Below are 26610 nucleotides of genomic sequence, written 5' to 3' on the forward strand. Positions count from 1 at the left end.
GGGCCAGGCGGCGGCGCAGGGCGCGGCCACCCACGCGAACGGCTGCCGGCACGGGCTCGGCGGGGACGTCCGGGGCCGGGTCGGCGGCGGGCGGCTCCTGGGAGCGCGGCGCCGGCTGCGGCCGGGCGGCGCGACGGCGGAGTTGGAGGACGGCGACCGAGGCCAGGACGGCCAGGCCGCCGGCAGCCTGGACGGGGCTCAGGCGCTCGCCGTAGACCAGGGCGGTGGTGGCCACCGTCACGGCGGGCTCGGCGCAGGACAGGATCGCCGCCGCGGACGCGCCGACGTCACGCACGCCGACGAACATCCCGGCGACCGGGATCACCGTGGACACCACGGCCAGCAGCGCGATCCACACCCAGCCCGCCGCCTGGTGCGGCGCGTGCAGGCTGCCGGTGGCCAGGCCCGTGGCGGCCAGGCTGACGGCTGCGGAGGTGCACACCACCGCGGTCACCGCGAAGATGTCGAGACCGGCGGGCAGGCCGGCGGAGACGGTCAGATACAGGGCGTACGCGACCGCGGCGCCCAACGCCAGCAGCACTCCCCCGGTGGCGACCGAGCCGCCGACCCCGCCCGCCCCGAGCATCAGCAGCATGCCCGCGGCCGAGCAGGCCAGCGCGGCCAGCCGGCGGCGGTCCGGGCGCTCCCGGCGCAGCGCGATCGCCAGCACCGTGACCAGCGCCGGGTACGCGTACAGCAGCAGCGCCGTCAGCGAGGCGTCGATGCGGGCCAGCGCCCCGAAGTAGAACCCGGCTTGCAGTGCGTAACCGACCGCGCCCAGCCCGACGCTCACGGCCAGAGCCCGCCCGCGGGGCAGCGGCGCGCGCCGCCAGGCGACCACGGCCCACAGCAGCACCGCCGCGAGCGCGAACCGGCCGGCCAGCATGGTCGGCACGTTGAACCCGGCCGCGTACGCCTGCTTGGCGAACACCGCCGACATGCCGAATCCGGTCGCGGAGACGAGCACCAGCACGGTGCCGCGCCTGGCGGAGCGGGCCTGCGGTGTGCTCACGGCGGCGGGCGCGGAGACGGTGGTGGTCATGACACAGAACGTTAGGCCGGGTCGAGCCATCGAGGTAGCCTTGGTTTCCAGCGTTATCCGAAGGCATTTCCTTTAGCTGAAGCCGAGGAGGAACCTTGCTCTCGCTGCACCAGCTCCGCTGCTTTCTGGCCACCCTGGAGCACGGCTCGTTCACCGCCGCCGCGAGCGCCCTCGGCTATGCGCAGCCGTCGATCTCCGAGCAGGTCCGGCTGCTGGAGCAGCAGCTCGACACGACCCTGTTCCGGCGGGTCGGGCGGGGTCTGGTGCCCACCGAGGCGGCCCGCGCCCTGCAGCCGCACGCGTCCGTGGCACTGGCCGCCGTCGACGAGGCAGGACGAGCCGTGGCCTCGGTGCGGGAGCTGCTGACCGGCACGGTGCGCTTCGGCGTGTTCCGCACCGCCCGGTTCTACCTCGCCGCTGACCTGGTCGCCGACGTGCTGCAGCGCCACCCCGGGGTGCGGGTCGAGCTGGTCGGGCAGAACTCCGCCGAGGTCCTGGAGCACCTGCGCAAGGGCCGGCTGGAGGCGGCGGTGATCGCGCTGCCGGTGGAGGACGAGAACATGGTCGTCACCCCGGTGCTGCGCGACGAGCTGGTGTACGTCAGCGCCGATCCGGCCCGGCTGCACGCCCGGATCACCGCCGCCGATCTCGCCGCCGCCCAGCTGGTGCTGCCCGACGCGAGCTGGCGGGAGACGGACACCACCCGCCGCCAGCTCGCCCAGGCGGTGCAGCGCACCGGCCACCCGCTGCGCCCCCGGATCGAGGTGGAGGACACCGAGACCGCCCTGGACATCGCGGCCCGCGGCCTGGCCGACACGGTCACCTGGCGCGGCGTGCTGCACGGCCTCGGTGACCGGTTGCCGGCCGGGCTGGGCTGGGCCCCGCTGCGCCCGGCGATGTACGAGACGTTCGCCGTGGTCCATCGCGAGGGCGAGCTCTCCCCCGCCAGCCGCGTCGTGGTGGACCTGGTCACCGCCCGGATGCGCGGCCTGGACCGGGCGATGCGGGCACGCACCGCCTGATCCGGGTCCGCCTGGCAGACGTGGGCTGCCCGCTTCCCCGCCTGCGCGCGCCGCGGCGTCGTGGCACCGGACACCATCGCCAGATCTTCCTAGGCTGCTAGGTGAGTGGCCTGGTCGGCCGACGCGGGCGTCGCCGTCTACACCGGAGCGTGACCGGTCGAGTGACACTTTGCCATCTAGCGTCACTCTTCTATGTGTGGTAAAAATCTTCCCATCGCTGCGCAGCGGACGGCAAATAACTCCACACCCCCAGGAGCACCCCCATGTCCCGCTTCGTACCCCGCGCCCTCACCGTGATCGTGGCCGGCGTCGTCGCGTCGGTGCTGGCCTTCGCCAGTCCCGCGCATGCCGCGACCTTCCTCACCCACGCTCAGGCGGCCTCGCAGCTCAGCGCGGCCGGCATCAGCTGGTCCTCGAGCGGCAACTGCAGCAACCGCAACAACGCCAGCTGCACCTCGTTCACCGACGTCCGCCAGGTCACCATCAACGGCATCAAGACGCTCAAGAGCGCCAGCGGCTGCGCCCTCAACATCACCGCAGGCACCGAGACCGGCCACTCCTCCGGCACCTACAGCCACTGGAACGGCTACAAGCTCGACATCAGCAAGTACGCGTGCATCGGCAACTACATCACCGCGCACTTCACCTACGTCGGCTACATCTCCGGCTGGGGCTACCAGTACCGCTCCGGCGCCGGCAACCTCTACACCGACGAGGGCAACCACTGGGACATCCTGTTCTACAACTGCGGCGGCTGCTGACCCGCGGCGCCGGACCCGTGCCAGCCCTCCCGCGGCACGGGTCCGGCGTGCCGGAGGTCGCTCAGCGGGCGTCGGCGGCGGCCGGGCCGTCGGGGACCAGGAAGATCTCCTTGTTCTCGGCGACGAAGAGCAGGTCGTGCGTGCCCGGCACGTAGCTGCCGCCCTCCACCGAGGCGTTGCCCGTCGCCGAGTCGAACACGCCGGTGTGCACCGGCCTGCCGCTCATCGCCTCGCGCAGGAACGTGTCCCCGGTCAGCGCCGGGTCGGCGGCGAACACCCAGTAGCGGGCGTGACCGGCCAGGGTCAGCCGGGTCCGGTCGTCGGAGACCGTGCTGACCGAGATCTTGTTCACCGCGTAGTCGAACTTCGTCACCGGCAGCAGGGCGACCGCGGCATTGCGCTCGGCGGGCAGCACCGCCCGGTACACGGGAGAGTTGGCGGTCTTGGCGAAGAGGTAGAGCTCGCCGTCCAGCCAGAGCATCGCCTCGGCGTTGCGGGTCCTGCACCCCGGAGCCGGGTCCGGGAAGGTCAGCGGATACCGCGCGGTCACCATGAACGGGTCATCGGTGTCCGGCTCGGGTTCGAGCGTGCGGTACAGGTACTGCATGCTCACGCAGTTGTTGGCCCCGATGTCGCCGATCCACAGGTTGTCGTCGTCGTCGATGACGACGTCCTCCCAATCGGTGTTCGGCGCTTCGAAGACCTGGGCGAACGGGAAGTTCTCGCCGCGGCGCACCGGATACGCCTGGGCCTGCTCGCCGAGCCTGATGGTCCACAGCGCGGCCCGCGGCCGCTCCGAGGTGGCCCCGCCGCCGTCGCGCAGCCAGTAGAAGACCCCGGGGTGCCGGCGGCTGGCCACCAGACCGGACGCCTCGCTGGCGGGCAGGTCGGCGGTGTGGATGGCGATCGGCAGCCCGGCCTTCGCCGCGGTGCCGGGCACGGTGAGCGACGGGACGCCCGCGAACGACGCGGCGGGCTCGGCGGTCTGCGCCGCCGGCGACACCGCGGTCTCCCCCGACACGACGGGATCCGGCGCGGCCACGGCCGCCGGGTCCGGCTTGCCGGGCCACGGTCGGCTGTCCACGTCGGCCGTCGACAGCAGTGCCACGGCTGTCAGCAGCACCCCCGCCGCGAGGATGACGAATCGGATCATACTGAGCTAAACGGGGCAACCCGCCCAGACGCAACCGGCAGGCCGGCGGGGCGTCCACCCAACATGACGATCCCTCGCCGGCGTCGCCCGACGCGCTCTGTGGTCGGTGGCAGGCGTCACCGGCCCTGGACGGGCGGCCGGGAGGGCCAGGCGGCACACTTCGGGGGTGACCGACACCGCTGCTGACTTCGTCCGCTCGTACGCCGCGCTCGCCCCGGTGCCCTTCCTGCCGGAGCTGAAGCTGCACCAGGCCGACGAGCCGATCGGCCTCTGGGAGCTGACCGAGGGCGAGTACCGCAGCGAGCAGCCGCCGCCGTTCTGGGCCTTCGCCTGGGCCGGCGGTCAGGCGCTGGCCCGGTACGTGTTCGACCACCCCGAGACGACGGCCGGCAAGCGGGTGCTGGACCTGGCCGCGGGCTCCGGGCTGGTCGCGGTCACCGCGGCGCTGACCGGGGCGGCGTCGGTGCGCGCGGTGGACATCGACCCGCTGTCCTGCGCGGCGATCGGCCTCAACGCCGCGGCCAACGGGGCGGACGTGTCGGTGGACCAGGCCGACATCCTGGGCGGCGACGCGGGCGATGCCGAGGTCGTGCTGGCCGGGGACGTCTTCTACAGCCAGGCGATGGCCGACCGGATGATCGGTTTCCTGCGGCGGGCCGCCAAGAACGGCGCCCGTGTGCTGGTCGGCGACCCGGACCGGGCGTTCCTGCCCAAGCCGCTGTTCCGCGAGGTCGCCGCCTACGACGTGCCCACGCCGTTCGCGCTGGAGAGCGTCACGGTCAAGCACACCCGGGTATGGGAGCTGCGCGGGCCCGCGAAGGCCTGACTCACCGCTGCGACACGCCGAGGCCGCTGAGGATCAGCAGCCACACTCCCTCGTACGCGGCCTTCATGTCCGGATCGTTCCACTCCGCGATGTGCGCGGGGTTGTGGAAGCGGCTGGTCGCGTCGAAAACGGCCCGGCCCGCCCGGAACGGGTCGGCGACCGTGAAGTCGCCGCGGCCCACCCCGTCGGCGATGATCTCGCCCAGCTGGGCCGCCAACGCGTTGATGTGCGCCCGTACCACCTCGTCGGCTTCCAGGGCCAGGTGGTAGTACGTGGTGAACAGTTCGGGCTCGTCGCGGGCCCGGCTCTGCTTGGCCTCACACAGGGCGTCCAACCACCGCCGCAGCCGTGGCTGGGCGGGGCCGCGCTCGGCGGCGATCTCCGCCAGCGGCTCGGCCAGCCGCGCCAGCCAGCGCTCGGCGACCGCGTTGCGCAGCGCGGCCTTGCTGGGGAAGTGCCGGTACACGCTGCCGTGGCTGACGTTCAGCGCGCGCGCGACATCGACGACGTTGGCCTTCGCCGGCCCGAAGCGGCGGAGGGCTTCCTCCGCCGCTTCCAGGATCCGGTCGGGTGTGAGCGGAGCGTCTGCCATAACGAGGCAGACCTTACCTCTCGCTGTCGAGCGCCGACATCGAATGCGGGTCATAGCGGTCTCCGGCCACCGATCCGGTTGGCACGGCCGACGCGATCCGGGCCAGGTCGGTCTCGGTCAGCACGACCGGCAGCGCGCCCAGCGACTCCTCCAGCCGCGCCCGGGTGCGCGCCCCGACCAGCGGCACGATGTCGTCGCCCTGGGCCAGCGCCCAGGCCACCGCGATCTGCGCGACGCTGGCGCCCTTGTCCTGCCCGACCTCGCGCAGCGCCTCGACCAGGGCCAGGTTGCGGTCCAGGTTGTCGCCGGCGAAACGGGGCAGGTGGCCGCGGAAGTCGCCGGCCACCGTGGCCCGCTCGCGTGACCAGTGGCCCGACAGCAGGCCGCGGGACAGCACGCCGTAGGCGGTGATGCCGATGCCGAGCTCGCGGGCGGCGGGCAGGATGTCGTGCTCCATGTTGCGGGAGATCAGCGAGTACTCGATCTGCAGGTCGGCGATGGGGTGCACGGCCGCGGCCCGGCGCAGCGTCGACGCGCCGACCTCGGACAGCCCGATGTGCCGGACGTAGCCCGCCTTGACCAGGTCGGCGAGCGCCCCGACGGTCTCCTCGATCGGCACGTTCGGGTCGAGCCGGGCCGGGCGGTAGACGTCGACGTGGTCGGTGCCCAGGCGCTTGAGGGTGTACGCGAGGAAGTTCTTGATCGCGATCGGCCGGGTGTCGACGCCGTTCCAGCCGCCCGCGGCGTCGCGCAGCGCGCCGAACTTGACGCTGATGACGGCGTTGTCGCGGTTGCGGCCCCGAAGCGCGTCGCGCAGCAGCAGCTCGTTGTGGCCCATGCCGTAGAAGTCGCCCGTGTCGAGCAGGGTCACCCCGGCGTCCAGGGCGGCGTGGATCGTGGCGATGCTCTCCGCCTCGTCGGCGGGGCCGTACAGGTCGGACATGCCCATCAGGCCGAGCCCCAGCGCGGAGACGCGCGGACCGGACGTGCCGAGCTGTCGTGTGTTCATGGTGTCGGTAGCCATGCGGCATACGTTACGACTGACAGATGACAGATTTCAAGTTTTGTCAGCCGTATGGTGACCGCGGTCACCCCGCCTGCGCCGGGTGCGGCGTGGGTGTCGTCGACCGGGCCTCGGCACGGGCAGGTCGCCGTACCGGTCCCGGACGTCGCGACGGTACGCCCAGGCCTCGTGCCAGACGTGCAGGTAGACGCCGCGGGTGAAGTACCGCCCCGGACCGGTGATCGGGTAGCCGTCGTGGTCGTGGTAGAGCCACCACACCGGCAGCACGCTGAACAGGACGTAGTTGAGACCCACGAGCGGCAGGTAGAGCGGCCCCAGCAGGCGTGCCTGCCGGACGTGCAGGTCCTCGTGGCGCTCGTTGGCCGCAGTCCCGCCTGCGATCACGTTGCCCAGCGTGGTGGCGTACCCCCGCATGGCCTGCTCGTGGATGTCGATCCGGCCGCGGCGGCAGCAGCGCAGCGGGTCCAGGTGGTGACCGCGGGCCAGGTTGACGGCCAGGAAACCCGCCCCGGCGATCGTGTTGACCAGGCTCCAGGTGTGGTCGACGGCGAACAGCGCGACCCCTCGCACGCTCGGCGGATACGCCCGCACCCGCCCGACCGCCCAGCCGTAGGGCACCGCCACGACCGCGACCACCGCGCCCGCGAGCACGGCCCCGCCCGCACCCAGCAGCGATCCGGCCACGACAGCCGCCGCGACCTGGATGAGCGCCGACAGCGCCCCCACCGCATACGCCCCTATGCCCGCACCCTACCCACCCACCACCACCCCCGGACCGTCTTGATCAGCCGATGACGTCGAGGAAGGCGCGGGCGATCACGGCGTGGCCGGCCAGGTTCGGGTGGATGCGGTCGTGGGCCCAGTCGGCCGGCCCGGTCGAGGTCAGCACCCGGTCGAACGCCGCCTGCACCGGCACGTGCAGCGCGCCGAACTCCTTCGCCAGCGCGGCGACGGCGGCGGCGTAGTCGCCGGTCATCACGTACTGCGGGTCGTCGCGGTCGGACTCGATCAGATACGGGTCGGCGAGGATCAGGCGGCAGCCGGTGCGCTCGACGGCCGTGGCGAGCAGCGAGCGCAGGGTGGCCTCGTACTCGTCGAGCGGGACGGCGGCGTCGGGCCGGTTCTCGAAGAAGCGCCAGACGTCGTTGATGCCGATCTTCACGCTGAGCCAGTCGGGGCGCTCCTCGACGACGTCGTGCTGCCACCGGGCGGCGAGGTCGCGCACGGTGTCGCCGCTGATGCCGCGGTTGACCCAGCTCAGGCCCAGTTCGGGATGGGCGGCGGTGACGAGGGCCTGCACCAGGCTCATGTAGCCGTTGCCGTACGGCGCGGCGGCGTCGCGCCGCCCGCAGTCGGTGATGCTGTCGCCGATGAACACGATGCGCTGACGGGGCTGGAAAATCACCGGCCCATGCTAAGCGCCCGGGACCGGGGGCGCGACCCTCAGCGCGGCGGCGACAGCAGCCAGGGGTCGGTCAGGTCGTGGTAGGACAGCATCGAGGTCAGCTCCTCGGCCCGGTCGAGCGCACCCTGCAGCTCCGGCGGCAGCTGCCGCTGCTCCCCCGCCCGCGCCTGCTCCACCGAGGTGAAGTACACCGCCTCGGTGAAGGTGCCGTCGTGGTGCAGGGCGACCGTGCCGCCGATGAGGTCCGGGCGGAACGCGTGCAGGCTGGCCGACAGCCGTACGACGCTGTCCATCATCTTGTCCGGGTCGGTGGTCTGGCCAGTGACGACCTGCACGAAGCCGGCCTTGTCGGAGCCGGTGGCGAGGTAGCCGCGCACGTCCGCGCTGTCGTGGAAGGTCGGCTCGGACACCAGCGACGCCGTGTCCTGCCACCAGCGGTCCTGCTCGGGACGTCTGCTGTTGGCCTGGGCCGCCTCCGCCGAGGCGAACCGGGCGAGCATCACCAGCCGGCCGTCGGCGGTGACCCCGCCGGTGCTGCCGAGCCAGCCGTCGGCGCCCGGGGACAGCTCGCGCACCCAGCGCTCGAACGCCTCGCGCACCGCCTCGGGGTCGGCCACGCGGCCGCGGATGACCTGTACGAACATGACGGACCTCCCCTCCCGACGGTACGTCCCGCCCGGCCGCCCGGGTCGCCGAAGCCGGATCTCGGCCCGTTCTGCCTGCATATACTGCTTGGCGAGGTGGATGCCATGGACCTGCTCAACGGCTACCGGGCCAGTCTGGCCGAGTTCACCGACCGCGTCGCGCAGGTGCGGCCGCAGCAGTGGTCGTCGCCCACGCCCTGCCCGGAATGGGACGTCCGGACGCTGGTCAACCATCTGGTGGGAGAGGACCGCTGGACGGTGCCGATCTTCGCCGGGGCCACCCCCGACGACGTCGGCGACCGGTTCGCCGGCGACCTGCTCGGCGCTGATCCCGTCACGGCGGCCGCCGACGCGGCCCGCGAGGCCGAGGCCGCGGTCACCGCGCCCGGGGCGATGGACCGGATCGTGCATCTGTCCTTCGGCGACACCGCCGCCAGCGAGTACGCCTACCAGCTCACCGCGGACCACCTCATCCACGCCTGGGACCTGGCCGTGGCGCTCGGGGTCGACCCGGCGCTCGACCCGCAGGCGGTGAAGGTGGTCGCGGACTGGTTCGACGTCGAGGAGAACGAGTACCGCGGGGCAGGGATCATCGGCCCGCGGATCGACCTGTCCGACGGGGCCGACGCGCAGGACCGCCTGCTGGCCGCCTTCGGCCGCGATCCGGCGTGGGCCCCGGACTGACTCGGCCCGGACCCGGCGGAGCAGCCGCGGGCCGACGCGGCGCGGGCGGGGGGATCAGGCCGCGCTGAAGGCGGTGACGTGGGTGGGCTGGTAGACGCCGAGGGTCGCGCCGCCGGGCAGGCGTACCACGGCCTCGGTGCCCCACTCGCGCTTGGCCGGCGCGACGATGATCTCCAGGCCGCGCTCGCTCCACTGCGCCACCGTGGTCTCCACGTCGTCGGTGGTCAGGTACAGCTCGCAGCGGGTGTGCGCGTCGGCCGGGTGGAAGGCGATCTCCGCGGGCGGCGCCTTGAAGATCAGCCAGCCCTCACCGGTGTCCACGTGCGGGAAGCCGAGCACGTCGCGGAAGAAGGCCCGGTCGGCATCGGCGTTCGTGCTGTAGATCAGAGCATGCATACCGTTGATCATGTCTTGATGATATGCCGCCTGACCTGGGCAGCAGAACACTTCACCGCGGTCCGGTTCGCACGGTGGGCTCACTCGAAAAGCGAATGCGGCGCGCCGTGCTCCTCGCGGCGGCGCTGCCGCCGCCGGCGGGAGATCACGATCAGGTCGACGACCGTGACGGCCATCAGCAGCACGCTGAACCAGCCCAGCCAGGTCAGTCCGAAGGCGAACGAGATCACCGCCAGCACCCCCGCGAACACCAGCCCGAACCCGGCCAGCGCCAGGCGCAGGTTGAGCGCGCTGTACGGGTGGTCGTGGGTGCCGTCCGGCTTCTGTCTGGTCATCGTGGCCTCCCCCACCATGCTAGTCCGCGCCGGGACGGCCCAGGATGATCCGCTCCACGCCGCAACGTCCTCGGCGAGCCTCACCCCCGGCGCGCCCGCCGCGCCACCGCGCGCACCTACCATGAGAGCTGACCCCTACCAGGCAGGAGAGGTCCATGTCCGATGCGCCGGTCGCGGTCACCGGGGCCACCGGCCGGCTCGGCCTACAGGTGGCACAGCGCCTCGCCGAGGCAGGGCTGCCCCAGCGTCTGGTGGTGCGCGACCCCGGCCGCGCCCCCGAACTGCCCGGCGCGGAGGTGCACCGAGCGGCCTACCGCGACCGTGCGGCGGTGCGCGACGCACTGACCGGGGTGGAGACGGTGTTCATGGTCTCGGGCGCGGAGTCCGCCGAGCGGGTGGACGATCACCGCACGTTCATCGACGCCGCCGTCGAGGCCGGGGTGCGCCGGCTGGTGTACACGTCGTTCTTCGGTGCGCGCCCCGACGCGACGTTCACGCTGGCCCGCGATCATTGGGCCACCGAGCAGCACCTGCGGGGCACGCCGCTGGCCTGGACGTTCCTGCGCAACAACCTCTACCTGGAGATGCTGCCGATGTTCGCCGGGCGTGACGGGGTGCTGCGCGGCCCGGCGGGCCAGGGCCGGGTGGCCGGGGTGTCCATCGGCGACGTCGCGGGCGTCGCCGCACTGGTGCTGCGCGAGCCCGGCCGCCACGACGCGCAGACGTACGAGCTGAGCGGGCCGCAGGCGCTGACCCTGGAGCAGGTCGCCGAGATCATCACGTTCGTGACCGGGCGGCAGACGAGCTACCACGACGAGACCGTCGAGGAGGCCTACGCGTCCCGGGCCGCCTACGGCGCCCCCGATTGGCAGGTCGAGGCGTGGGTCAGCACGTACCTGGCCATCGCCCGTGGGGAACTGGCATCGACCACCGGCACCGTGGAGCGGCTGACCAATGCGCCCGGGGTGAACCTCGAGGAGCTGCTGCGCCTGGGCTGACGGCGCGCCCTTCCAGGCCGCCGATCGGCGGAGGGCGCGCGTAGGCTGGGTGTTATACGTTGGCTCCGGACCTCGGCGACGTCCACGAACGTCGACCCTGGGAGGTCTCGTGAGCACGAAGATCTTCGACCGGTGTCGCCGTGCGACTGCTGTCGATGGCGTTACCGCCACCGCGGACCATGATCCTGAGCAGGTCACTCACCCGCGCGGTGCCGCATGACCAATGAGCGGGTCATGCGGGTGTGGGCGCAGGTCGGCAAGCAGTCACAGGGTGCGCCGGCAACGCTGGCGCACATCTGCGCCGCGGCGGTGGCAGGCGTCAACGTGGACGGAGCCGGCGTGACGATCATGAGCAGCTCCACCGTCCGGGATGTCGTGCACACCTCGGACAGGATAGCCGCCGATCTTGAAGAGTGGCAGCTGACCTTCGGACAGGGCCCGTGCGTCGACGCGTTCGCAGGAGGCGGGCCGGTGATCGCGCTCGATCTGCGCTCACCGGACAGCCTGACCCGCTGGCCCGTGTTCACCCCGGCCGCCCTGGACAGCGGCGCGCGTGCCGTGTTCGCCCTGCCGCTGCAGATCGGCGCGATCCGGCTGGGCGTGCTCGATCTTTACCGCGCTCGGCCCGGCCCGATGAGCTCATACGAACTCGCCGACGCGCTGGCGTTCGCCGACGCCACCGCCATGATGGTGATCGACGACGCGGCAGGGCTGCAACCGGACACCGCCGAGCTGGCCTGGCAGCGCGACGACCCGACCGCACACCAGGTGCAGGTGCACCAGGCCACCGGAATGATCGTGGCACAGCTCGGAACCAGCGCCGAGGCCGCTTTCGCCCGGCTTCGCGCCTACGCCTACGCCCACGACCGCCGGCTCGGCGACGTGGCCCGCGATGTGGTCGAGCGCCGGTTGCGGTTCGAGCCCGACCCGCCGGGGAGCTATGAGCGTGATGAGGAGATGGCATGACCGCCCAGGACCGGCACGCGCGCGCAGAGGACTATCGTTGTAGAGGGAGCGCGCATGAGTGAGCGACAGCTGGCAGAGGCCTTCGTCGAGCTGGCGGACACGCTGGTCGACGACTTCGATCTGATGGACTTCCTCCACCAGGTCACGGTGCGATGCGCACAGGTGCTCGGCGTATCGGCCGCCGGCGTGTTGCTGACCGACCAGCGCGGCGCGCTGCGGGTCGCTGCCGCGTCCACCGAGCAGACCCGGCTGCTGGAACTGCTCCAGCTGCAGACGGATGAGGGACCCTGCCCGGAGTGCTTCCACTCCGGTCGGCCGGTCGCGGTCGCGGACCTGTCGACCGCCGCCGATCGCTGGCCGCGCTTCGTCGCCCAGGCCCGCGAGAGCGGATTCGCCTCGGTCCACGCGCTGCCGATGCGGCTGCGCTCGGACCTCATCGGCGCGCTGAACCTCTTCGGCGGTCAGCCGGGGGCGCTCGACGAACGCACGATCCAGCTGGGACAGGCGCTCGCCGACGTGGCCACGATCGGGCTGCTGCAGGCGCGCGCCATACGCCACCACGAGACGCTGGCCGAACAGCTGCAGGCCGCGCTCAACAGCCGCATCATCATCGAGCAGGCGAAGGGCGTCATCGCCGAACGCCGCCGCGTCGACATGGACGAGGCGTTCGACCTGCTCCGCGACACCGCCCGCCGCAACAACCGGCGGCTGTCCGAGCTGGCCCGGACGGTGGTCGACGGATCAGAGTCGATTTGGCTCACGCAGCAGGCACCCACGACCTCCGGGCGCGCGCCGATCCCCTTGCACCGTTCGGAGGGCAGCGTAGGCTGAACGCAACGCATCGGGGCAGAACCCGCCCGTTGCGGCCGACACTGCGCACAGTGCCGGTGCACGCAGAACCGCCAAGTCGTACACGCCGCCCGGACCCCGCGGTCGTGACCAGGCAACACCGGCTGCCTCAGCAGAGGCCTGCCGGCTCAGCCGGCACACCGCTGCCTCCAGTCCCAGGGCGTTGATCCGTATGACAATCCATGCCGAGCGCACGACGGCGCAGTCCGCCGAGCAGCTGCTCAGCCGGCGGGACGAGCTTCCGGCCGATCATCCCGACCGGGCCAGGATCCGCGCCCAGGTGATCGAGGAGAACCTGCCGATGGCAGGGCGACTCGCCCGGCGCTTCGCCGGACGCGGGGAGCACCTCGAAGATCTGGCACAGGTCGCCGCCCTTGCTCTGATCAAGGCAGTCGACGGATACGACTCCGCTCAGCAGGTGCCCTTCACCGGATACGCGGTGCCTTTCATCCTCGGCGCACTCAAGCGGCATTTCCGTGACGCCGCATGGAGCATGCGGGTGCCGCGTACGGTCAAGGAGCTGGGCCCCCGGGTGGCCACCGCGGCCCGCGAGCTCAGCCAGCAGCAGGGTCGCACGCCCGCCCCCGCCGACATCGCCGACCATCTGCACGTCGCGCTGGCGGACGTGCTGACCACGATGGAGGCCTGGCACGCGTATCGCGTGCTCTCGCTGAACACGTCACCGGCGGGCAGCACGGGCGCCGACCTCATCGACAGCATCGGCGACGTCGACAGACGCTACGCGGCAGTCGAGGAACGTATGTGCCTGCGACCCGTGCTGGCCGGCCTCGCACCGCGGGAACGCCGCATTCTCGTCATGCGCGTCTACGCCCGGATGAGCCAGTCCGAGATCGCCGCCGAGGTCGGGCTCTCCCAGATGCACGTGTCACGGCTGCTGAAGCGCACTCTCGACAGGCTGCGGGCGCAGCTGCCGCAGTGACGCCACGACGCCGCAGGACAAGACCTACGGCGGGTCGCCGGCCGGCGGCTGTGCCCTTACGCCGCCGACCGGCCGACCGCACGGTCGCTCAGAGGTACTGGCCGGTGGTGTCGCTGTCGGTCGTCGAGACACGCACGGAGACCACATTGGCGAGGTTGATGACGACACCGTTCTCGCCCGCCTCGCGGTTGTACCTCGCCCGGGACAGGATCAGACCGCGCCGCTCATCGAGCGCCCTGGCGACCGCCTCCAGGGCCTCGTCGGGACCGGCGAAATCGGAACACAGCAGGGCCACGTCCTCGCCACCCACCGGGTGAAACCGCATGATCAGTTCGATGTTGTCAGCCACCGCGGGCTCCTCCCACGGGAATCCGCCATCAGGCGACCGCGAGCCCGAAATCGGGCTCTCCTCGACCTGAACGCGTCGACCCCCGCTGCCGTCAAGTATCCCTCCGGCGGCCTCCTTGCGCATCGTGCCGGGCTGTCGGCTGCCGCTCACGCCAGCCACGAGGTCTCTATGAGGGCCTGCGTCGCCGCTCTCTCGTACACGGCCGCGGCGAGCCAGGCCCGGGCGAAGTCCTCGCCGTCGTCGGCCGTTACCCGGCCGAAGACGTTCCGGGGCCGATGGCGGGCGGCAGCCGTCACCGACGCCAGCAGGTGTGCGCCGAGATCCAGCCGGGCCCTGCGCAGGCTGCGCTCCTGGGTGTCGGCCACCGCGTGCACGGCACGGCCGCCGGCGACCATCCGCTCCACGTGGCGGCGCAGCAGCTGCAGCGCCGGATCACCGGTCGCGGGCGGGCGAGCCGTGGACGCGGTGCCGTCACCGGCCCGCAGCTGGCTGCGATGCAGCCGGTCGAAGCCCAGGTCGGCGTGGCCGGACCAGCTCTCGGGCAGGCGCAGCCCATCCCCGGTGCCAGGCGCGAGCCCGATCGACAGGGCGGCGACGGTGGCCCGGCGGGCGGGATCGGGACGGCCCACGACCAGCAGCTCGAGGCCGGCCGCCGCACCGAGCAGCCGCATGTTGTCCCGGTATGCCAGCTCGGGGTGGTCGTCGGCGACGGTGAGCAGCACGGCCGCACCGCCGGCGGTCTCCGCCAGCACCGCGTCACCGGCCGCCGCGCCACGCACCCGCACCGTCAGGAACATCAGGTCCGTCCCGGCCGGACGATCACCTGCCGGCTCGGCGAGCGCGGCGAAGGCCCGGCTCACCTGCTCCTCCAGCGGCTGCTCCCAGAGGCCGCGCAGCGGCTCGTCGGCCCAACCGGCGCCCGACGCGCGCACCGCGCGCACGGCGCGGCCCGCGCCCAGCCGACCCGAGCTGCTGGCGGTGCCGCCGGAGACGATCATCCCGGCGCGGGTGAGCTCGCGATGGGTCAACCCCGCCTCGCCCAGCGCCACCACGGTGTCGCCGGAGCGCGCGGCCCGGTCCGCGCCACCCGGGGCGACGTCGGTGACGGTCCACAACCGGCCGTCGCGGTCCACCACGTAGGTCGCCGTTCCCGCATAACCGGACTCGGCGACGACGGGGACCGTGCACAGCCCGTAGAGGCGCAGCCCGGCCTGCGGGTCGTAGCCACGCCGAGACACTCCCAGCAGCTCGGCCACCAGTCCACCCGGCAGGGCCGGGTCACGCAGCCGGTGTGACACGGTCAGCAGGTCGCGCAGATCGTCGGTGAGCTCCGCGAGCCGGAACTGGGGCTGCGCCTCGCGCATCGCCTGCAGCCCGGCCGCGACCCGCGTGCCCGCCGCGGCCGCGCGGTGCAGCCCGTTGGCGCGGGCCTCGTGCACGGCCCGCAGCAGCGCGGTACGCAGCACCAGGCCGCTGCCGGACGTGCCCGCATCGAGCACCGCCGCCCCGGCGCACCACAACCCCTCGGCCGCGCCGCGCTGGCGTGCGGTGAGCGACGACGGCGGCTCGGCGTCGTCCGCTTCGGTCGCGGGCACACCGTCCACCGTCGACCCAGGGTCCGCGCCGTGCGGACCGGTCCCGGCCTCGCCGGACGCCGCCCGTGGGTCGTGCGTCGGCTCGTCGTCCAGGCCGTCGTGGACCGGGGCCATTGCCAGCACCGCGACGCGGTGCAGGCAGTTGGGCGCGAGCAGGCAACTGCACCGGGCGTCGGCCCCGGTGCGCACCACGCCGTCGGTCAACACCAAGGTGACCGCGGTGCTCTCGTCGACGGTGACCGTGACCTGGCCGTCCGCGGTGGACACCGGCCAGGCGGCGGCCCGCGTCACGGCGTCGTCGACCTTCTTGCGCAACCGTCCCGGCAGCGCGTCCAGTGTCTCCGCCAGCGCCGGGGCGGTCACCGCGGGCAGCCCGCTCACCCTCGCTCCCCTCTGCTCCTCGTGCTCATTGACGTACCTGCTCCCCGACCCAGCGGGCCAGTTCCAGCGGGCTCAGCGCCGCGATCGGCATACCGGCCGCGACCAGCTGTCCCGCGGCGGCGACCGAGTAGCGCGGCCGACCGGCGTCGTCGAGGCTGGCGCAGCCCAGCACTGTCGCGCCGGACTCCACCAGTGCCCGCACCTCGGCCAGCAGGCCGCCCATGGAGTACCCCTCCTCGAAGTCGCTGACCAGCACCACGAGCGTGCGGGTGGGCACGGTGATAAGCGACCGGGCATGCCGCAGCCCGGCGGCGATGTGCGTGCCGCCGCCGACCTTGACCTCCAGCAGCAGGCTCAGCGGGTCGCCGACCCGGTCGGTCAGGTCCACCACCTCGGTGGAGAACGCCACGAAGTGCGTGCTCAGCGCGGGCACCCCGGCCAGCACCGACGCGGTGAGCGCGGACCAGATCACCGACTCCTCCATGGAGCCGGACACGTCCACCACCAGCACCAGCCGCCAGTCCACGCCGCGGCGGGCGCGGGTGCGGAACACGGGCCGCTCGGGCACCACGGTGACCCGGCCGTCCTCGCCGCGGCGGGCGGTGGCCATGTTCGCCCGCAGGGTACGGGCCAGGTCCAGCCTCCCGCCGGGGCGCGCGGTGGGCCGGGGCGTGGTGAGGCCGTTGAGCGCCGGACGCAGCGTGGTCGCCAGTTCCCTGGTCAGCTCCGCGATGATGCGGGCGACCAGAGGACGCAGCCGGGCCACGGTCGCCTCGGGCAGACCGCCGGCCAGCGACAGCACGTCGCGCAGCAGGTCCATGGAGGGGCGCACCGCGTCGGGGTCGAGCTCCAGCGCCGCGTCGAGGCGGCCGGACTCCACGGCGGCGGCCAGCACCTCCTCGCGTACGCCCGGCCCGAACAGCGCGGACAGCTCCTCGGACCATTCCCGTACGCCGGGGAACGACGGCTCGCGGCCGGCTCCGGCGCCGCGGTCCTCGCGCGCGCCCTCGCCCCGGCCCATGCCGTACAGCTCGTCCAGCGCGGTCGCGTACCGCCTGGCCTTGCCGCCCATGCCGGCCCGGTCGCGGCCCAGGATGAGCCGCCAGCGGTCGGCGGGCGACAGCTCGCCGGACGGCGCGGGCCTGGCGTCCGAGCCGGTGGACGATCCGGCACGGTTCTGGGCCACCGGGACGCCGCTCGGCTTCGTGGCACTGGCTTCGGCCGGGCCTGCGGCGGCGACCGGGGTACCGCCCGACTCCGAACCGGTGGCGTCCGGGCCGAGGGCCGGGGTCGCGCCCTCGGCCAGCCGGTGGGACGCCGCACCGTCGGCGGCGAGCAGGCCGAGCTCCACCAGCGCCGCCCGGCCCGCGCGGTCGGCAAGCAGCCGGGCCAGCAGCCCGTCGGGGTCGTCGACGTCGCCTAGGTCGGCGACATGCCCGCCGAGGCGTTCGTCGACGACGGCCAGCAACCGGTCGCGCCCGGCGGGGCTGGCGGTGTGGAAGCCGCCGCGCAGCGCGGGCAGCCTGGTCAGGAATGCCTCGTCGGACAGCGTCTCGACGCGATCGAGCAGCCCGGTCAGCACCCCGGAGGCGGCCTGCAGCAGCGGTTCGGCGACGGCCAGCAGGCCGCTGACGTGCCCCTGCAGTGTGCGGCGGGCCTCGTCGGTGCCCGCGGTGTCCACCCAGGACGCCACCCGCACCCCGAACTCCTCCGCGGGCACGTGGCCGAGCAGCACCCGCACCGCACCGGCGGCGGCGGCCATCAGCGGCGTGCCCCGGGCGGCCAGCCGGACCAGTGCGTCGGTCAGCCGCAGGGCCGAGCCGGACGCCTCGGCGCGCTGGGCGAGTGCGGCCAGCGCCCGCGCGTCGGCGACGTCCTCGGAGCCCGCGAGCCCGTCGACCTGGCGGACGGCGGCGGTCTCCACCGCCTCGGCGGCCGCAGCGACGGCCGTGCGGTCCGGTTCGGGCAGGCCCGGCACGTGACCGAGGCGCAGCCGGTCGAGCAGTGCCAGCGCCGTCATCGCCTCGGTGAGCGACCCCTGCGCGGGCACGATCGTGGCGACCTCGTCCAGCCGCCGGGCGGCGAGCGCGGGCAGGCCGCACACCGCCGCGTCGTGCAGGCCCGCGGCCACCTCGGCCGCCGACGGGCCGCCGGTGGCGGTCTCGCGGCGGCGGCGTTCGCCGAGCGCGCCTTCGGTGGCCTGTTCCAGGGTCACCCCGCGCAGCCCGGCGACCTCGATCCCGGCCTCGGTGTGCGGGGTCCACTGCAGCCGCCAGCGGGTGGTGATCGCGTCGACGCCGCCCACGCCGCCGTCACCGGCGACCGGTTCGGCGTACGCCACGCCGCAGGCGGCCAGCCGTTGCAGGGTCACCTCACGGCGGCGGTCCAGGTCCGAGCGCAGCGGGTCGAGCCTGGTGTCCTTGGCGGCATCGCCGGGGCCGGGCAGCCGCAGCGCGGCCAGCAGCTCGCGGACCGCCGGGCCCAGGCCCGAGCGCGGCGTGCCAGGGGCGAGCCGTCCGCGCCGGTCCCCCACCATGACATGTTCCATCGCGGTGGCCACGACACGGCCACGGCCGAGCACCTCACCGTGGGCGAGGACGCTCTGCAGCGCCTCCACCAGCTCGCCGCGGCCGGGCGCGGGCAGCCCGCGCAGCCGGGCGAGGTCGACGGCGAGCCGGACGGCCTCGCGCGCCTCGGCCGGCCCGGCCGGGTGCCCGGCGGCGCGCACCTTCGCGCACACCGCGACGACGGCGGCCAGCGCCGCTGCCTCGACCTGCGCCGGATCGCCCGCGGCAGTCAGCACGGACTGCTGCCACTGCGGGTCGCGGATGCCCGCCGGATAGCCGGACCGGGCGTCGAGCAGCCCGAACGTGTACGGCACCAGCGACGTCACCACCTTCGCCCCCGCCGCAGCCGGGTTCGCCGGACCCGCCTCGCGCAGCGCCGGGGCGTGGAACGCGCCGACCAGCATCGCGACCCGCTTCCCGGCGTGTTCGGCCAGGCACCCGCGCATGTACGCCTCGCGGCACAGGTCCAGAGTGGACACCCCCTCCCCGGTCTCGGCGTCGCGGCGCAGCGCCCACCCGACCAGCAGCGCCGCCCGGCGTACCGCCTCCGGGTCGGCGCCCGGCGCGCGGGCCTCGACCATCCGGTCCCACATGTCCTCGTCGGCGCGGCCGGTCGCGGCGCCCTTGAGCGCTGAGGCCAGCGACAGCCGCTGCGCGGCCGGTCCGGCCGCGGGCTGTTCCCGCTCGTGCCAGGCCCGGTCGGCCAGCGGCAGGTCGCACGGCACCACGGGCACGCCATGCCGGTGCGCCCAGCGGACCGCGGCCAGTTCCGGTGAGAAGTCCGCGAACGGGTAGAACGCCAGACCCGCGTCACCGACCGCGCCCGCCAGGGCGACGGGCGCGGTGGTGTCGGGATCGGCCAGCCACGGCAGCCACTGCCCCAGCTCGGGCGGCAGCTCCAGCAGCAGCGCCTCGGGCGCGCACCGGTCGAGCAGGTCGGGCAGCACCACCGACAGCGCGGGCGAGTGGTGCCGCACGCCGATCAGGAACGGGTCGCGCTGCCCGGCCAGCTCGGCGACGGCGACCGCCGGGTCTCCGTCGAGCGCCGTCGTCTCCACCGTCGTCTCAGCCACCGAGGACATCGCGCAGCTCCCACAGCCGCCGCCACAGCCGTGCGCCGTCCTCGGCGCGGCGGCGCACCGCCCCGTCCCAGTAGCCGAGCAGCTTCGCGCCGTCGGCCGGGTCGTCCTTGCGCACCACCCCGAGCAGGTGCCCGGGCAGCAGCGACAGCACGTCGCGGTCGCCGGGGAAGTACGCCTGGGCCAGCGCCAGCGAGGTCGCCACGGCGACGGCCTCGGCGGTGCTCATCACCGTCGACGGGCGCTCCACGTCCCAGCCCTCGACCGAACGGCCCTCGCGCAGGTCCCGGAACGCGGTGACCAGCGCCTCCAGCACCGCATCGTCGACCGCGAACGGGGCCTTCACCCGCTCCAGCGCCGCCCGGGCCTGCTTGCCGACCAACGCGGTCTCGGCTGCCAGGTCGCTGATCGGGCCGACGGTCTCGAAGTTGAAGCGGCGTTTGAGCGCCGCCGACATCTCCGACACGCCCCGGTCGCGCAGGTTCGCGGTGGCGATCAGGGTGAAGCCGGGCGCGGCGTGCACGGTCGCGCCGTCGGTGCCGGCCAGTTCCGGCACCGCGATGCGGCGGTCGGACAGCAGCGACACCAGCGCGTCCTGCACCTCGGGCAGGCAGCGGGTGATCTCTTCGACCCGGGCCACCGCACCGGTGCGCATCGCCGACAGGATCGGCGAGGGCACCAGCGCCTCGCTGCTCGGCCCGTGGGCCAGCAGCAGCGCGTAGTTCCAGCCGTAGCGCAGCTGGTCCTCGGTGGTGCCCGCGGTGCCCTGCACGACCAGCTCGCTGCTGCCGCAGACGGCCGCGGACAGCAACTCCGACAGCATCGACTTGGCCGTGCCCGGCTCGCCGACCAGCAGCAGGCCGCGCTCCCCGGCGAGGGTGACCACGCACCGCTCGACCAGGGCCCGCTCGCCGACGAACTTCGCCGGCACGGTCAGCTTGTGCGGCAGGCCGTCGCGGCGGTCCTCCTTGGCCAGCTCCAGTTCGCGGCCGTCGCTGCCGGTGATGAAGGTGACCACGGCCCGCGGCGTGAGCCGCCAGCCGGGCGGGCGCGGCCCGCCGTCGTACGCGGCCAGGAACGCCAGCTCGCCGGCGTACGCGTGCTCGGCAGGGTCCACCTGCCGGGCGGTCGTGGTGGTGGTCATCGGCGCCTCTCGGTTACCAGTTCGTCGAATCGGGGTCCGTCGCCCGCGGTGATCCTGTCCCAGGCCAGCGCGAACAGCTGCGGCGCGGGCGCGACCGGCAGCACGATGTCCAGCCCGGACACCCCGTTCTCGCCGCCGATGAGCAGGGGCAGCTTCCACCGCTCCAGCGGCAGGTGCGGGGCCTTGAGCGCGAGCCAGCCACCGGGCAGGAACAGGCTGCGCCCGGCGCGTGGCCGCTTGGCCTCGACCACGAGGTCCGTGGCGGCCAGCGCGGCGCGGGCCGCCTTCAGCCGGGCCGGCTTCCAGCCCGTCCACAGCGCGGTGTTGCGGTCGGTCGGGTCGGGCAGCGCGAGCAGCTGCAGGTACAGCGCGGCCGCGTCGGCGGGCAGGCCCCGTTCCTGCGCGACCCGCGCCACCAGGTCGGGCACGGACCGGGTCGGGTCCTGGGCGAATCCGTCGATCCCGGCCGGCACGGGGTAGCCGACCAGCCGCGCGAGCTGGCCGCCGAGCAGCGCGTGCAGCGCGGCGGCGGTGCCCTCGTGGTGGCTGTCCAGTCTGGCCCGCAGCACGTGCAGCACCGGGTCGTCGGCACCGGTCAGCAGCGCCGGGCGCAGGTGCACCACCCGCCAGCCGCTGTCCGGGGGCAGCAGCACCGCCCCCGCCGAGACGCTGCCGTCGGGGCCCGTCACCGGGGTCGCGCCGGTCGCCGCGAGCAGCGCGTCGGCCTTGCGCTCGGTGACGTAGCCGACCGGCAGGGACAGCGCGGGGTCGGCCAGCCGGGCCTGGGCCAGCTCCACCGCGCGCGGCAGCGCGGCCCGGACCGGGTCGTCGGCCGGCAGGTGGTAGACCAGCCACGGCAGGCACTTCGCGAGCGCGACGAACACGTCGTCGTCGTCGATGCCGTCGACCGGGCCGTGCAGCCACCGGCACGTGTCCGGGCTGGCGATGCCGTGGATCAGCTCGGAGGCGTTCATCGAGCCGTCCACATCGGCCTTGTCGATGGCGACGATCAGGTCGTCGCGCACCGGGCGGCGTACGCCGTGGCGGGCCGTCCAGGCGGCGGCGAACTCCGCGGACGCCGGGCCGGACCGCCACAGCGCGGCCAGGTCCGCCGGCAGCAGCAGAGCCAGCATCCCCGCGGTCACGGTCACGCTGCCGGAGCGCATCCGGGTCGCCGCCGCGCCCGCCGCGGCGGCGTCGACGCCGAGCAGCTCACGCACCCACTCCGTCTCCGGCTTGTGCCACGCCTGCTGGGGCAGGCCCGCCAGCACCATGGTGGCCTCGGCGACACTGGTCCCGGCGGCGTCGGACAGCCCGGCGACCCGCTCCCGCTGCCAGGCGATCGGCCCGTGTTCGGCCAGCAGGCGGGTGAACTCCGCGATCCGGTCGGGGGTGGCCCCGCCGGTGTCCAGCGTCCGCTCGCGGGTGATGGCGTATCCGGGCAGTGCCCCGAACACCCCGTCGGGGGCGTACTCCAGTCCCTTCACCTCGCGGTCGTCGGCGTCGGCCGACAGCACCAGCAGCCGGCGCGCACCGAAGGTCAGCACCGTGCCCGGCAGTCCGTCCTCGTCGACGGGCTGATCGGCCTTCAGCTCGACCTTGCGCAGCCGCGAGCCCGGCGTGAGCAGCCCGCTGCGGGCGACCACGGCGAGCAGTTCCACCAGCGCGGCCCGGTGCTCGGGGCTGGTCACCGGGCTCGCCGCGCGGTACATCGCGGCGGGCAGGATGCCGAGCGCGTCGAACCAGTCGTCGTCGGCCTCCAGGTCGAGCTGCCCGGTGGGCGCCTGCGCCGCGGTGAACGCCGCGCCGGTCCCGGCGAACAGCCGCACCGCGCTGTCGCTGCGGCTATAGCAGTACCGGATGAGGCCGGACAGGGCACCGATGAGCAGGTGGTCCTGCACGCCGCCCGTCCACTGCTCGGCGGTCTTCGGGGCGGTCTCGACGGCCCGGCCCTCGCACCGGTCGCGCAGCTCGGTCAGACGGGTGACGTGCACGGCGGCCCGCTCCACCAGCCCGGCGACCCCGGCCCGCAGCGACGGGTCGGTGACCTCCGGCAGGTGCCGCGCGACCAGGGCGACCAGCGCCTCCTGTGCGGCGGCGTCGTCGTCCGCGGCCGCGATCGCCGCGACGGCCTCACGCAACAGCTCCGCGCACCACTCGTCGGTGACCGCGCGCAGCGCCGCCGAACCGGCCTCGTCGCGCGGGCGCAGCAGGTGCCAGTAGGCGGCCCCGGGCACCAGCCGGGTGCCGCGGGCGTACGCCGACGGGCCCTGCGGGACCGTGTACTCGCCGAGCAGCCAGCCCTCGGTGTCGGCCAGGGTCATCGAGCTGCGCCGCCAGTCGCGGGTGGCGAACACGCCGCAGACCGTGTCCGAGCCGGGCAGGCGCACCGCACCGGACAGGTCGCCGCGGATGCCGGCCCCGGCGGGCAGGGTGTACGCGGTGCCGTCGGTCGACTGCCCCGCCAGGCTGCCGTCGGCGCGGCGGCGCACCCGCCAGCCGAGCAGCGCAGCCGCCTGTCCGGCGGCGGCCGGATCACGCGGCGCGAGCCGCGACAGGTGCAGCACCAGCGACTCCCCGTCGGCCGCGCCGTCCTCCAGGAACGCGGGCAGGCTGGCCCGGCCGCGCTCGCCGGTGGCCGGGTCGAACTCCTGGCACACCAGCTTGTCGCCGTTGTGCCGGATCACCCAGTACGAGGCGCCGTCGGTGAGCACCCGCCCGGTGTGGCGCTCGCTGCGGTCGCCGACGTGCAGCGGGCGTCCGCCGAGCGTGCGCCCGCCGCCGGGCAGCGGCAGCGACATGGCGTCCGACATGTCGAAGGCGTTGTCGGGCACGGTGAACACGTCGTCGGGCGCGCCGCTCCAGTAACCGGCCCGCTCCCGGCCGACGTCCCAGCACACCAGCAGCTGCTTGTCGACGTAGCGCAGCACCAGCCGCCACAGGTAGTGGCGCTGGTCGGCGGGGATGCGCAGCAGGTGCTCCAGCTCGACGCCGTGCTCGCCGACGACCAGCACCAGGTCGCCGCGGCGCAGCACCAGGTACGGGTACTGGCTGACGATGCCGATGGTGTCCTCGTTGTCGGCGGGGGTCACGCCGAGCCGGGCGATCGCCTCCTCCAGCGCGGGCCAGCCCAGCTCGTCGAGCAGGCCGGTCCGCAGCGAGCGGCCCAGCATCGCGGCGACGTCGTGGCCGAGCACGCGCTCGGCGGCCTCCGGGTTGACCGCGACGCCGTCGGGGCAGCCGAGCAGGGCGAGGCGGTCCAGGTGCCGGGCGAGGGCGGGCAGGCCGTGCCGGGCGGTGTCCGCGGCGATCCGGTCCAGCAGGGTGTGGGCCGCGGTGCGCAGGCCCGGCACGGCCGTGACGGCGCGCACCCGCTCCGGGTCGCCCGCGGTCTCCCGGTAGTTCGGCCGCAGGTGCTGCTCGACGTTCTCGGCGAGCGCGCCCAGGAAACGGCCGTCGCCCGCGACGGCGACCAGGTCGCGGCGGCCCTCGCGCTCGTCGGACAGCCAGCGCGACACCTGGTAGCGGGCGGTGTCGTCCGGATCGGCGACCGGCACGCCCAGCGCCAGGCACGCGTCGAGCAGGTCGAGGTCCACGCCGCTGTGGCGACGGCACAGCACCACCGGCAGCCCGTCGGCCTTCAACCGGCCGGACATCCGCTCCAGCAGCGCCAGCAGCTGGACCGAGCGGCCGCTCTGGCGCCAGCCCCGGCGCTGGCGGTGCACGTCGAAGCGGCCCAGCCAGCCTGCCGGGCCGTCGGGCGACTCGGCCGCGAACGGAACGCTGCCCTGGGGGTCGGTCAGCGCGGCGGTCGCCCCGGCCCGCTCCAACATGTCCAGCCACACCTCGTCGGCGACGTGCTGCGGGAACATGCCCAGCAGGCGGCCGCGCAGGGCCGGGTCGGCGGCGGCGAGTTCGGCCAGCGGCCCGGCGTACGCCGCCCAGAAGCCCTCCGGCGCGCGCGACAGCGACGGCGCGGCCAGCAGCTGTTCGAGCACCTGCCGGTCGGCCTCGCCCTGGTCGAGCTTGGCGGCCTTGGCCAGGCGGCGCAGGTCCGTGTGCATCTGCGCGTACGGCGGCAGCCCGCCCAGGGTTCGCTCCACGCACAGCCGCAGGAAGCGCTCGTACGCGTCCGCGGGCGTGGAGCGCGCCGACAGCTCGCGGGCGTGCTGCGACAGCGCCTTCGCGGTCAGCGCGCCGGCCAGCGCGAACTCCAGGAACACCGCGTGCTGGCGCTCCTCGTCGATGCCCAGCGCGTACGCCCGCTCCGCGTCACGCGCCTTGCCGAACATCGTCGCCGCGTACGTGGTGCTGTCGGCGGCCAGGAACGCCCGGCCCGCCTCCTCGTAGTAGGTCGGCAGGAAGTGCGGCACGGCACGGGCCAGCCGCTCGCCGAGGGCGTTGAAGCCGTCCTTGGCCGGGCCGATGCGCGACTTCGCCTGCCGGGCCAGCCGCTCGATCTCCTTGACCAGCGCCAGCGCGTGGTGGCCGTTGGCCGGGTCGTGGACCAGCGCCCAGGCGGGGAAACCCAGCGCCTGCTGGCGGACCAGTCCCACCTCGTTGACCGGCGCGGGCTTGTCGAACCCGAGGAACTCCATGCTCAGGTCCTCGGCCACGCCGATGGTCGCGGGCACCAGCCGCACCACGGTGCGCTCACCCAGCACCGGGTGCCGGTAGGCGCGCGAGGTCAGCGCGTCGACGGTGTCGTCCTTGGCCACCGGCGAACCGGCGGGCAGCACGGCTCCCGCCTCCAACAGCGTGAGGTTCTGCTCGCTCATGCCTCGTCCTCGTCCTCGTCGTCGTCGTCTTCGTCGTCGTCCGCGACCTGGTCCTCGGCGGCGTCGGAGTCCTCGTCCTTCTCCACGACGCGCCCGGCGTACAGGGCCGCGGCCATGCGGGTGCCCTCGGACCAGGCGACCGGGCCGACCTCGCCCAGCGTCAGCGAGGTGCCGGTGCGGTCGGTGAAGACCAGGTCCCCGGTCTCGGTCTCGTAGTACGGGTCGTCGGAGCCGACCCAGGAGCGCGCCTCGACGGACACGCCGCCCTCGAACACGCGGCAGACCGCGTTGCCGCCGCGCACCGGGTAGCCGAGCTTGGTGGCACGGGCGGTCAGGTGGCGCAGCTCGGCGTACTTGCCGCCGGAGTAGTCGGCGACGCGCCGAGCGGACGGATCCGCATCGGCCGGCCGGACGAAGATCTGCCGGAACAACTGGTCCACGGACTGGGAAACACCCAGGTCGGCGGCGAACTCGCGCAGGTCGTCGAGGTCGGGCAGGGTCACCGGGTGCGGGATCACCACCCGCGTCGCGGGCAGCCGCACCGTGTCGCCGTCGAGGTTCACGATGCCGATCTGCCCGGCGGCGGCGTCGCGCAGGAAGCCCACCTCGTCCGGGTCGAACACGCCGTCGTCGTCGAGCACCCCGACCACGAGGTCGGTCAGCGCCGCGCGCCAGGTCTCGTCGGCCCACACGTCGGCCAGCACGGCGACCGGCACCGGCAGCGACCGGACCATCCACCGCTCGATGTCGGACCGGCACTGCACCTCGTGCCGGCCCAGCCACTCGGTGAGCTGCCGCAGCCCGGTCACCACCGGGTCGTCGCGCAGCGCCGACGGCACCGACTTCAGCTCCTTGCCCTTGGCGTTGCGGGCGATCAGATCGCTGCCGCGCAGGGTGACTTCATAGCCACCCGATGCCACCAACCATCCCATGTGGACGGCCACCTCCCTGTCGAAGACACCGGACGCTAAACCACCGTGCCGACAGTCCGGCGTACACGGCTGGTCGCGGCCCCGCCCCGTCCGCGGCATACCGACCGGGAACCATTCGGCCACACCGCCCGCGGCGGCGCGCGTCGGG

The 26610-nt window shown here is 74.0% G+C and carries 23 protein-coding genes; 8 read left to right on the plus strand and 15 right to left on the minus strand.

Annotated elements, in window-relative coordinates; genetic code table 11:
• A partial coding sequence (locus F9C41_RS40250) for a DMT family transporter (RefSeq protein ID WP_155392119.1) occupies positions 1 to 1042 on the minus strand: 1042 nt, incomplete at its 3' end.
• Between the two features lie 95 nt (positions 1043 to 1137).
• Between F9C41_RS40250 and F9C41_RS40255 the strand changes: the two genes are divergently transcribed.
• Positions 1138 to 2064, plus strand: coding sequence for a LysR family transcriptional regulator (locus tag F9C41_RS40255; RefSeq protein ID WP_155392120.1), 927 nt, complete (start codon positions 1138 to 1140; stop codon positions 2062 to 2064).
• A 263-nt stretch (positions 2065 to 2327) separates the two neighbouring features.
• A complete protein-coding gene (locus F9C41_RS40260; RefSeq protein WP_155392121.1) occupies positions 2328 to 2825 on the plus strand; it encodes a hypothetical protein in 498 nt (165 codons plus the stop codon).
• Between the two features lie 61 nt (positions 2826 to 2886).
• Here F9C41_RS40260 and F9C41_RS40265 read toward each other — a convergent pair whose 3' ends face one another.
• Positions 2887 to 3978 carry a hypothetical protein gene (locus F9C41_RS40265; RefSeq protein ID WP_155392122.1) on the minus strand — a complete coding sequence of 364 codons (1092 nt, stop codon included), beginning with the start codon at positions 3976 to 3978 and terminating at the stop codon, positions 2887 to 2889.
• 166 nt (positions 3979 to 4144) lie between these two features.
• Between F9C41_RS40265 and F9C41_RS40270 the strand changes: the two genes are divergently transcribed.
• A complete protein-coding gene (locus tag F9C41_RS40270; protein ID WP_155392123.1) occupies positions 4145 to 4804 on the plus strand; it encodes a class I SAM-dependent methyltransferase in 660 nt (219 codons plus the stop codon).
• A gap of 1 nt (position 4805) precedes the next feature.
• Here F9C41_RS40270 and F9C41_RS40275 read toward each other — a convergent pair whose 3' ends face one another.
• The 5 genes from F9C41_RS40275 to F9C41_RS40295 are packed head-to-tail and all read right to left on the minus strand — an operon-like array spanning position 4806 to position 8469.
• The gene (locus F9C41_RS40275; protein ID WP_155392124.1) at positions 4806 to 5396 is read right to left on the minus strand and encodes a TetR/AcrR family transcriptional regulator; all 591 of its coding nucleotides are present in this window, start codon (positions 5394 to 5396) and stop codon (positions 4806 to 4808) included.
• 13 nt (positions 5397 to 5409) lie between these two features.
• Positions 5410 to 6420: an aldo/keto reductase gene (locus tag F9C41_RS40280; protein WP_230690382.1), complete on the minus strand. Its 1011-nt coding sequence runs from the start codon at positions 6418 to 6420 to the stop codon at positions 5410 to 5412.
• Positions 6421 to 6453: 33 nt separating this feature from the next.
• Entirely contained in the window at positions 6454 to 7146 is a 693-nt protein-coding gene (locus F9C41_RS40285; protein WP_196280169.1) for a glycine zipper family protein, read from the minus strand.
• Positions 7147 to 7204: 58 nt separating this feature from the next.
• Complete coding sequence (locus F9C41_RS40290) at positions 7205 to 7825, minus strand: SGNH/GDSL hydrolase family protein (protein WP_155392125.1); 621 nt, start codon at positions 7823 to 7825, stop codon at positions 7205 to 7207.
• A 38-nt stretch (positions 7826 to 7863) separates the two neighbouring features.
• Positions 7864 to 8469 (minus strand): hypothetical protein, encoded by a 606-nt coding sequence (locus tag F9C41_RS40295; RefSeq protein WP_155392126.1) that lies wholly within the window; start codon positions 8467 to 8469, stop codon positions 7864 to 7866.
• A 105-nt stretch (positions 8470 to 8574) separates the two neighbouring features.
• Between F9C41_RS40295 and F9C41_RS40300 the strand changes: the two genes are divergently transcribed.
• Positions 8575 to 9153, plus strand: a complete 579-nt coding sequence (locus F9C41_RS40300; RefSeq protein ID WP_155392127.1) for a TIGR03086 family metal-binding protein — start codon at positions 8575 to 8577, stop codon at positions 9151 to 9153.
• A 54-nt stretch (positions 9154 to 9207) separates the two neighbouring features.
• Here the strand turns inward: F9C41_RS40300 and F9C41_RS40305 are convergent, their stop codons facing one another.
• Both F9C41_RS40305 and F9C41_RS40310 read right to left on the minus strand, forming a co-directional pair.
• Positions 9208 to 9561, minus strand: a complete 354-nt coding sequence (locus F9C41_RS40305; RefSeq protein ID WP_155392128.1) for a VOC family protein — start codon at positions 9559 to 9561, stop codon at positions 9208 to 9210.
• 68 nt (positions 9562 to 9629) lie between these two features.
• Complete coding sequence (locus F9C41_RS40310) at positions 9630 to 9884, minus strand: DUF6343 family protein (RefSeq protein ID WP_155392129.1); 255 nt, start codon at positions 9882 to 9884, stop codon at positions 9630 to 9632.
• A 155-nt stretch (positions 9885 to 10039) separates the two neighbouring features.
• Between F9C41_RS40310 and F9C41_RS40315 the strand changes: the two genes are divergently transcribed.
• The 4 genes from F9C41_RS40315 (at position 10040) to F9C41_RS40330 (ending at position 13637) form a co-directional block, all read left to right on the plus strand.
• Entirely contained in the window at positions 10040 to 10882 is an 843-nt protein-coding gene (locus F9C41_RS40315) for an SDR family oxidoreductase (RefSeq protein WP_155392130.1), read from the plus strand.
• Between the two features lie 216 nt (positions 10883 to 11098).
• Entirely contained in the window at positions 11099 to 11848 is a 750-nt protein-coding gene (locus F9C41_RS40320) for an ANTAR domain-containing protein (protein ID WP_230690383.1), read from the plus strand.
• A gap of 54 nt (positions 11849 to 11902) precedes the next feature.
• On the plus strand, positions 11903 to 12679 hold the full coding sequence (locus tag F9C41_RS40325; RefSeq protein WP_155392131.1) for a GAF and ANTAR domain-containing protein: 777 nt from the start codon (positions 11903 to 11905) through the stop codon (positions 12677 to 12679).
• Between the two features lie 190 nt (positions 12680 to 12869).
• Positions 12870 to 13637 carry a SigB/SigF/SigG family RNA polymerase sigma factor gene (locus F9C41_RS40330; RefSeq protein WP_155392132.1) on the plus strand — a complete coding sequence of 256 codons (768 nt, stop codon included), beginning with the start codon at positions 12870 to 12872 and terminating at the stop codon, positions 13635 to 13637.
• Positions 13638 to 13725: 88 nt separating this feature from the next.
• Here F9C41_RS40330 and F9C41_RS40335 read toward each other — a convergent pair whose 3' ends face one another.
• From F9C41_RS40335 to F9C41_RS40360, 6 genes are all read right to left on the minus strand, one after another.
• Positions 13726 to 13986, minus strand: coding sequence for a hypothetical protein (locus F9C41_RS40335; RefSeq protein WP_155392133.1), 261 nt, complete (start codon positions 13984 to 13986; stop codon positions 13726 to 13728).
• Between the two features lie 146 nt (positions 13987 to 14132).
• Positions 14133 to 15962: an SWIM zinc finger family protein gene (locus F9C41_RS40340; RefSeq protein ID WP_155392134.1), complete on the minus strand. Its 1830-nt coding sequence runs from the start codon at positions 15960 to 15962 to the stop codon at positions 14133 to 14135.
• Between the two features lie 25 nt (positions 15963 to 15987).
• Positions 15988 to 19611 carry a DUF5682 family protein gene (locus F9C41_RS40345; RefSeq protein WP_155392135.1) on the minus strand — a complete coding sequence of 1208 codons (3624 nt, stop codon included), beginning with the start codon at positions 19609 to 19611 and terminating at the stop codon, positions 15988 to 15990.
• Positions 19595 to 20752, minus strand: coding sequence for an ATP-binding protein (locus F9C41_RS40350; protein WP_155392136.1), 1158 nt, complete (start codon positions 20750 to 20752; stop codon positions 19595 to 19597). Before F9C41_RS40350 ends, F9C41_RS40345 begins: the two co-directional genes overlap by 17 nt.
• Positions 20749 to 25530: a hypothetical protein gene (locus tag F9C41_RS40355; RefSeq protein WP_155392137.1), complete on the minus strand. Its 4782-nt coding sequence runs from the start codon at positions 25528 to 25530 to the stop codon at positions 20749 to 20751. Before F9C41_RS40355 ends, F9C41_RS40350 begins: the two co-directional genes overlap by 4 nt.
• Positions 25527 to 26462, minus strand: a complete 936-nt coding sequence (locus F9C41_RS40360) for a DUF4132 domain-containing protein (RefSeq protein ID WP_155392138.1) — start codon at positions 26460 to 26462, stop codon at positions 25527 to 25529. The genes F9C41_RS40355 and F9C41_RS40360 overlap by 4 nt, the downstream gene beginning before the upstream one ends.
• Positions 26463 to 26610 lie beyond the last annotated feature (148 nt).

Origin of the sequence: Catellatospora paridis (assembly GCF_009720365.1) — a bacterium.
Lineage (GTDB): Bacteria > Actinomycetota > Actinomycetes > Mycobacteriales > Micromonosporaceae > Catellatospora > Catellatospora paridis.

Coding starts and splice junctions, on each gene's coding strand:
- F9C41_RS40260 (WP_155392121.1), top strand. CDS start 2,328: ATGTCCCGCTTCGTACCCCGCGCCCTCACCGTGATCGTGGCCGGCGTC.
- F9C41_RS40265 (WP_155392122.1), bottom strand. CDS start 3,978: ATGATCCGATTCGTCATCCTCGCGGCGGGGGTGCTGCTGACAGCCGTG.
- F9C41_RS40275 (WP_155392124.1), bottom strand. CDS start 5,396: ATGGCAGACGCTCCGCTCACACCCGACCGGATCCTGGAAGCGGCGGAG.
- F9C41_RS40280 (WP_230690382.1), bottom strand. CDS start 6,420: ATGGCTACCGACACCATGAACACACGACAGCTCGGCACGTCCGGTCCG.
- F9C41_RS40295 (WP_155392126.1), bottom strand. CDS start 8,469: ATGTTCGTACAGGTCATCCGCGGCCGCGTGGCCGACCCCGAGGCGGTG.
- F9C41_RS40300 (WP_155392127.1), top strand. CDS start 8,575: ATGGACCTGCTCAACGGCTACCGGGCCAGTCTGGCCGAGTTCACCGAC.
- F9C41_RS40305 (WP_155392128.1), bottom strand. CDS start 9,561: ATGATCAACGGTATGCATGCTCTGATCTACAGCACGAACGCCGATGCC.
- F9C41_RS40310 (WP_155392129.1), bottom strand. CDS start 9,884: ATGACCAGACAGAAGCCGGACGGCACCCACGACCACCCGTACAGCGCG.
- F9C41_RS40315 (WP_155392130.1), top strand. CDS start 10,040: ATGTCCGATGCGCCGGTCGCGGTCACCGGGGCCACCGGCCGGCTCGGC.
- F9C41_RS40320 (WP_230690383.1), top strand. CDS start 11,099: ATGACCAATGAGCGGGTCATGCGGGTGTGGGCGCAGGTCGGCAAGCAG.
- F9C41_RS40325 (WP_155392131.1), top strand. CDS start 11,903: ATGAGTGAGCGACAGCTGGCAGAGGCCTTCGTCGAGCTGGCGGACACG.
- F9C41_RS40330 (WP_155392132.1), top strand. CDS start 12,870: ATGACAATCCATGCCGAGCGCACGACGGCGCAGTCCGCCGAGCAGCTG.
- F9C41_RS40345 (WP_155392135.1), bottom strand. CDS start 19,611: ATGTCCTCGGTGGCTGAGACGACGGTGGAGACGACGGCGCTCGACGGA.
- F9C41_RS40350 (WP_155392136.1), bottom strand. CDS start 20,752: ATGACCACCACCACGACCGCCCGGCAGGTGGACCCTGCCGAGCACGCG.
- F9C41_RS40355 (WP_155392137.1), bottom strand. CDS start 25,530: ATGAGCGAGCAGAACCTCACGCTGTTGGAGGCGGGAGCCGTGCTGCCC.
- F9C41_RS40360 (WP_155392138.1), bottom strand. CDS start 26,462: ATGGGATGGTTGGTGGCATCGGGTGGCTATGAAGTCACCCTGCGCGGC.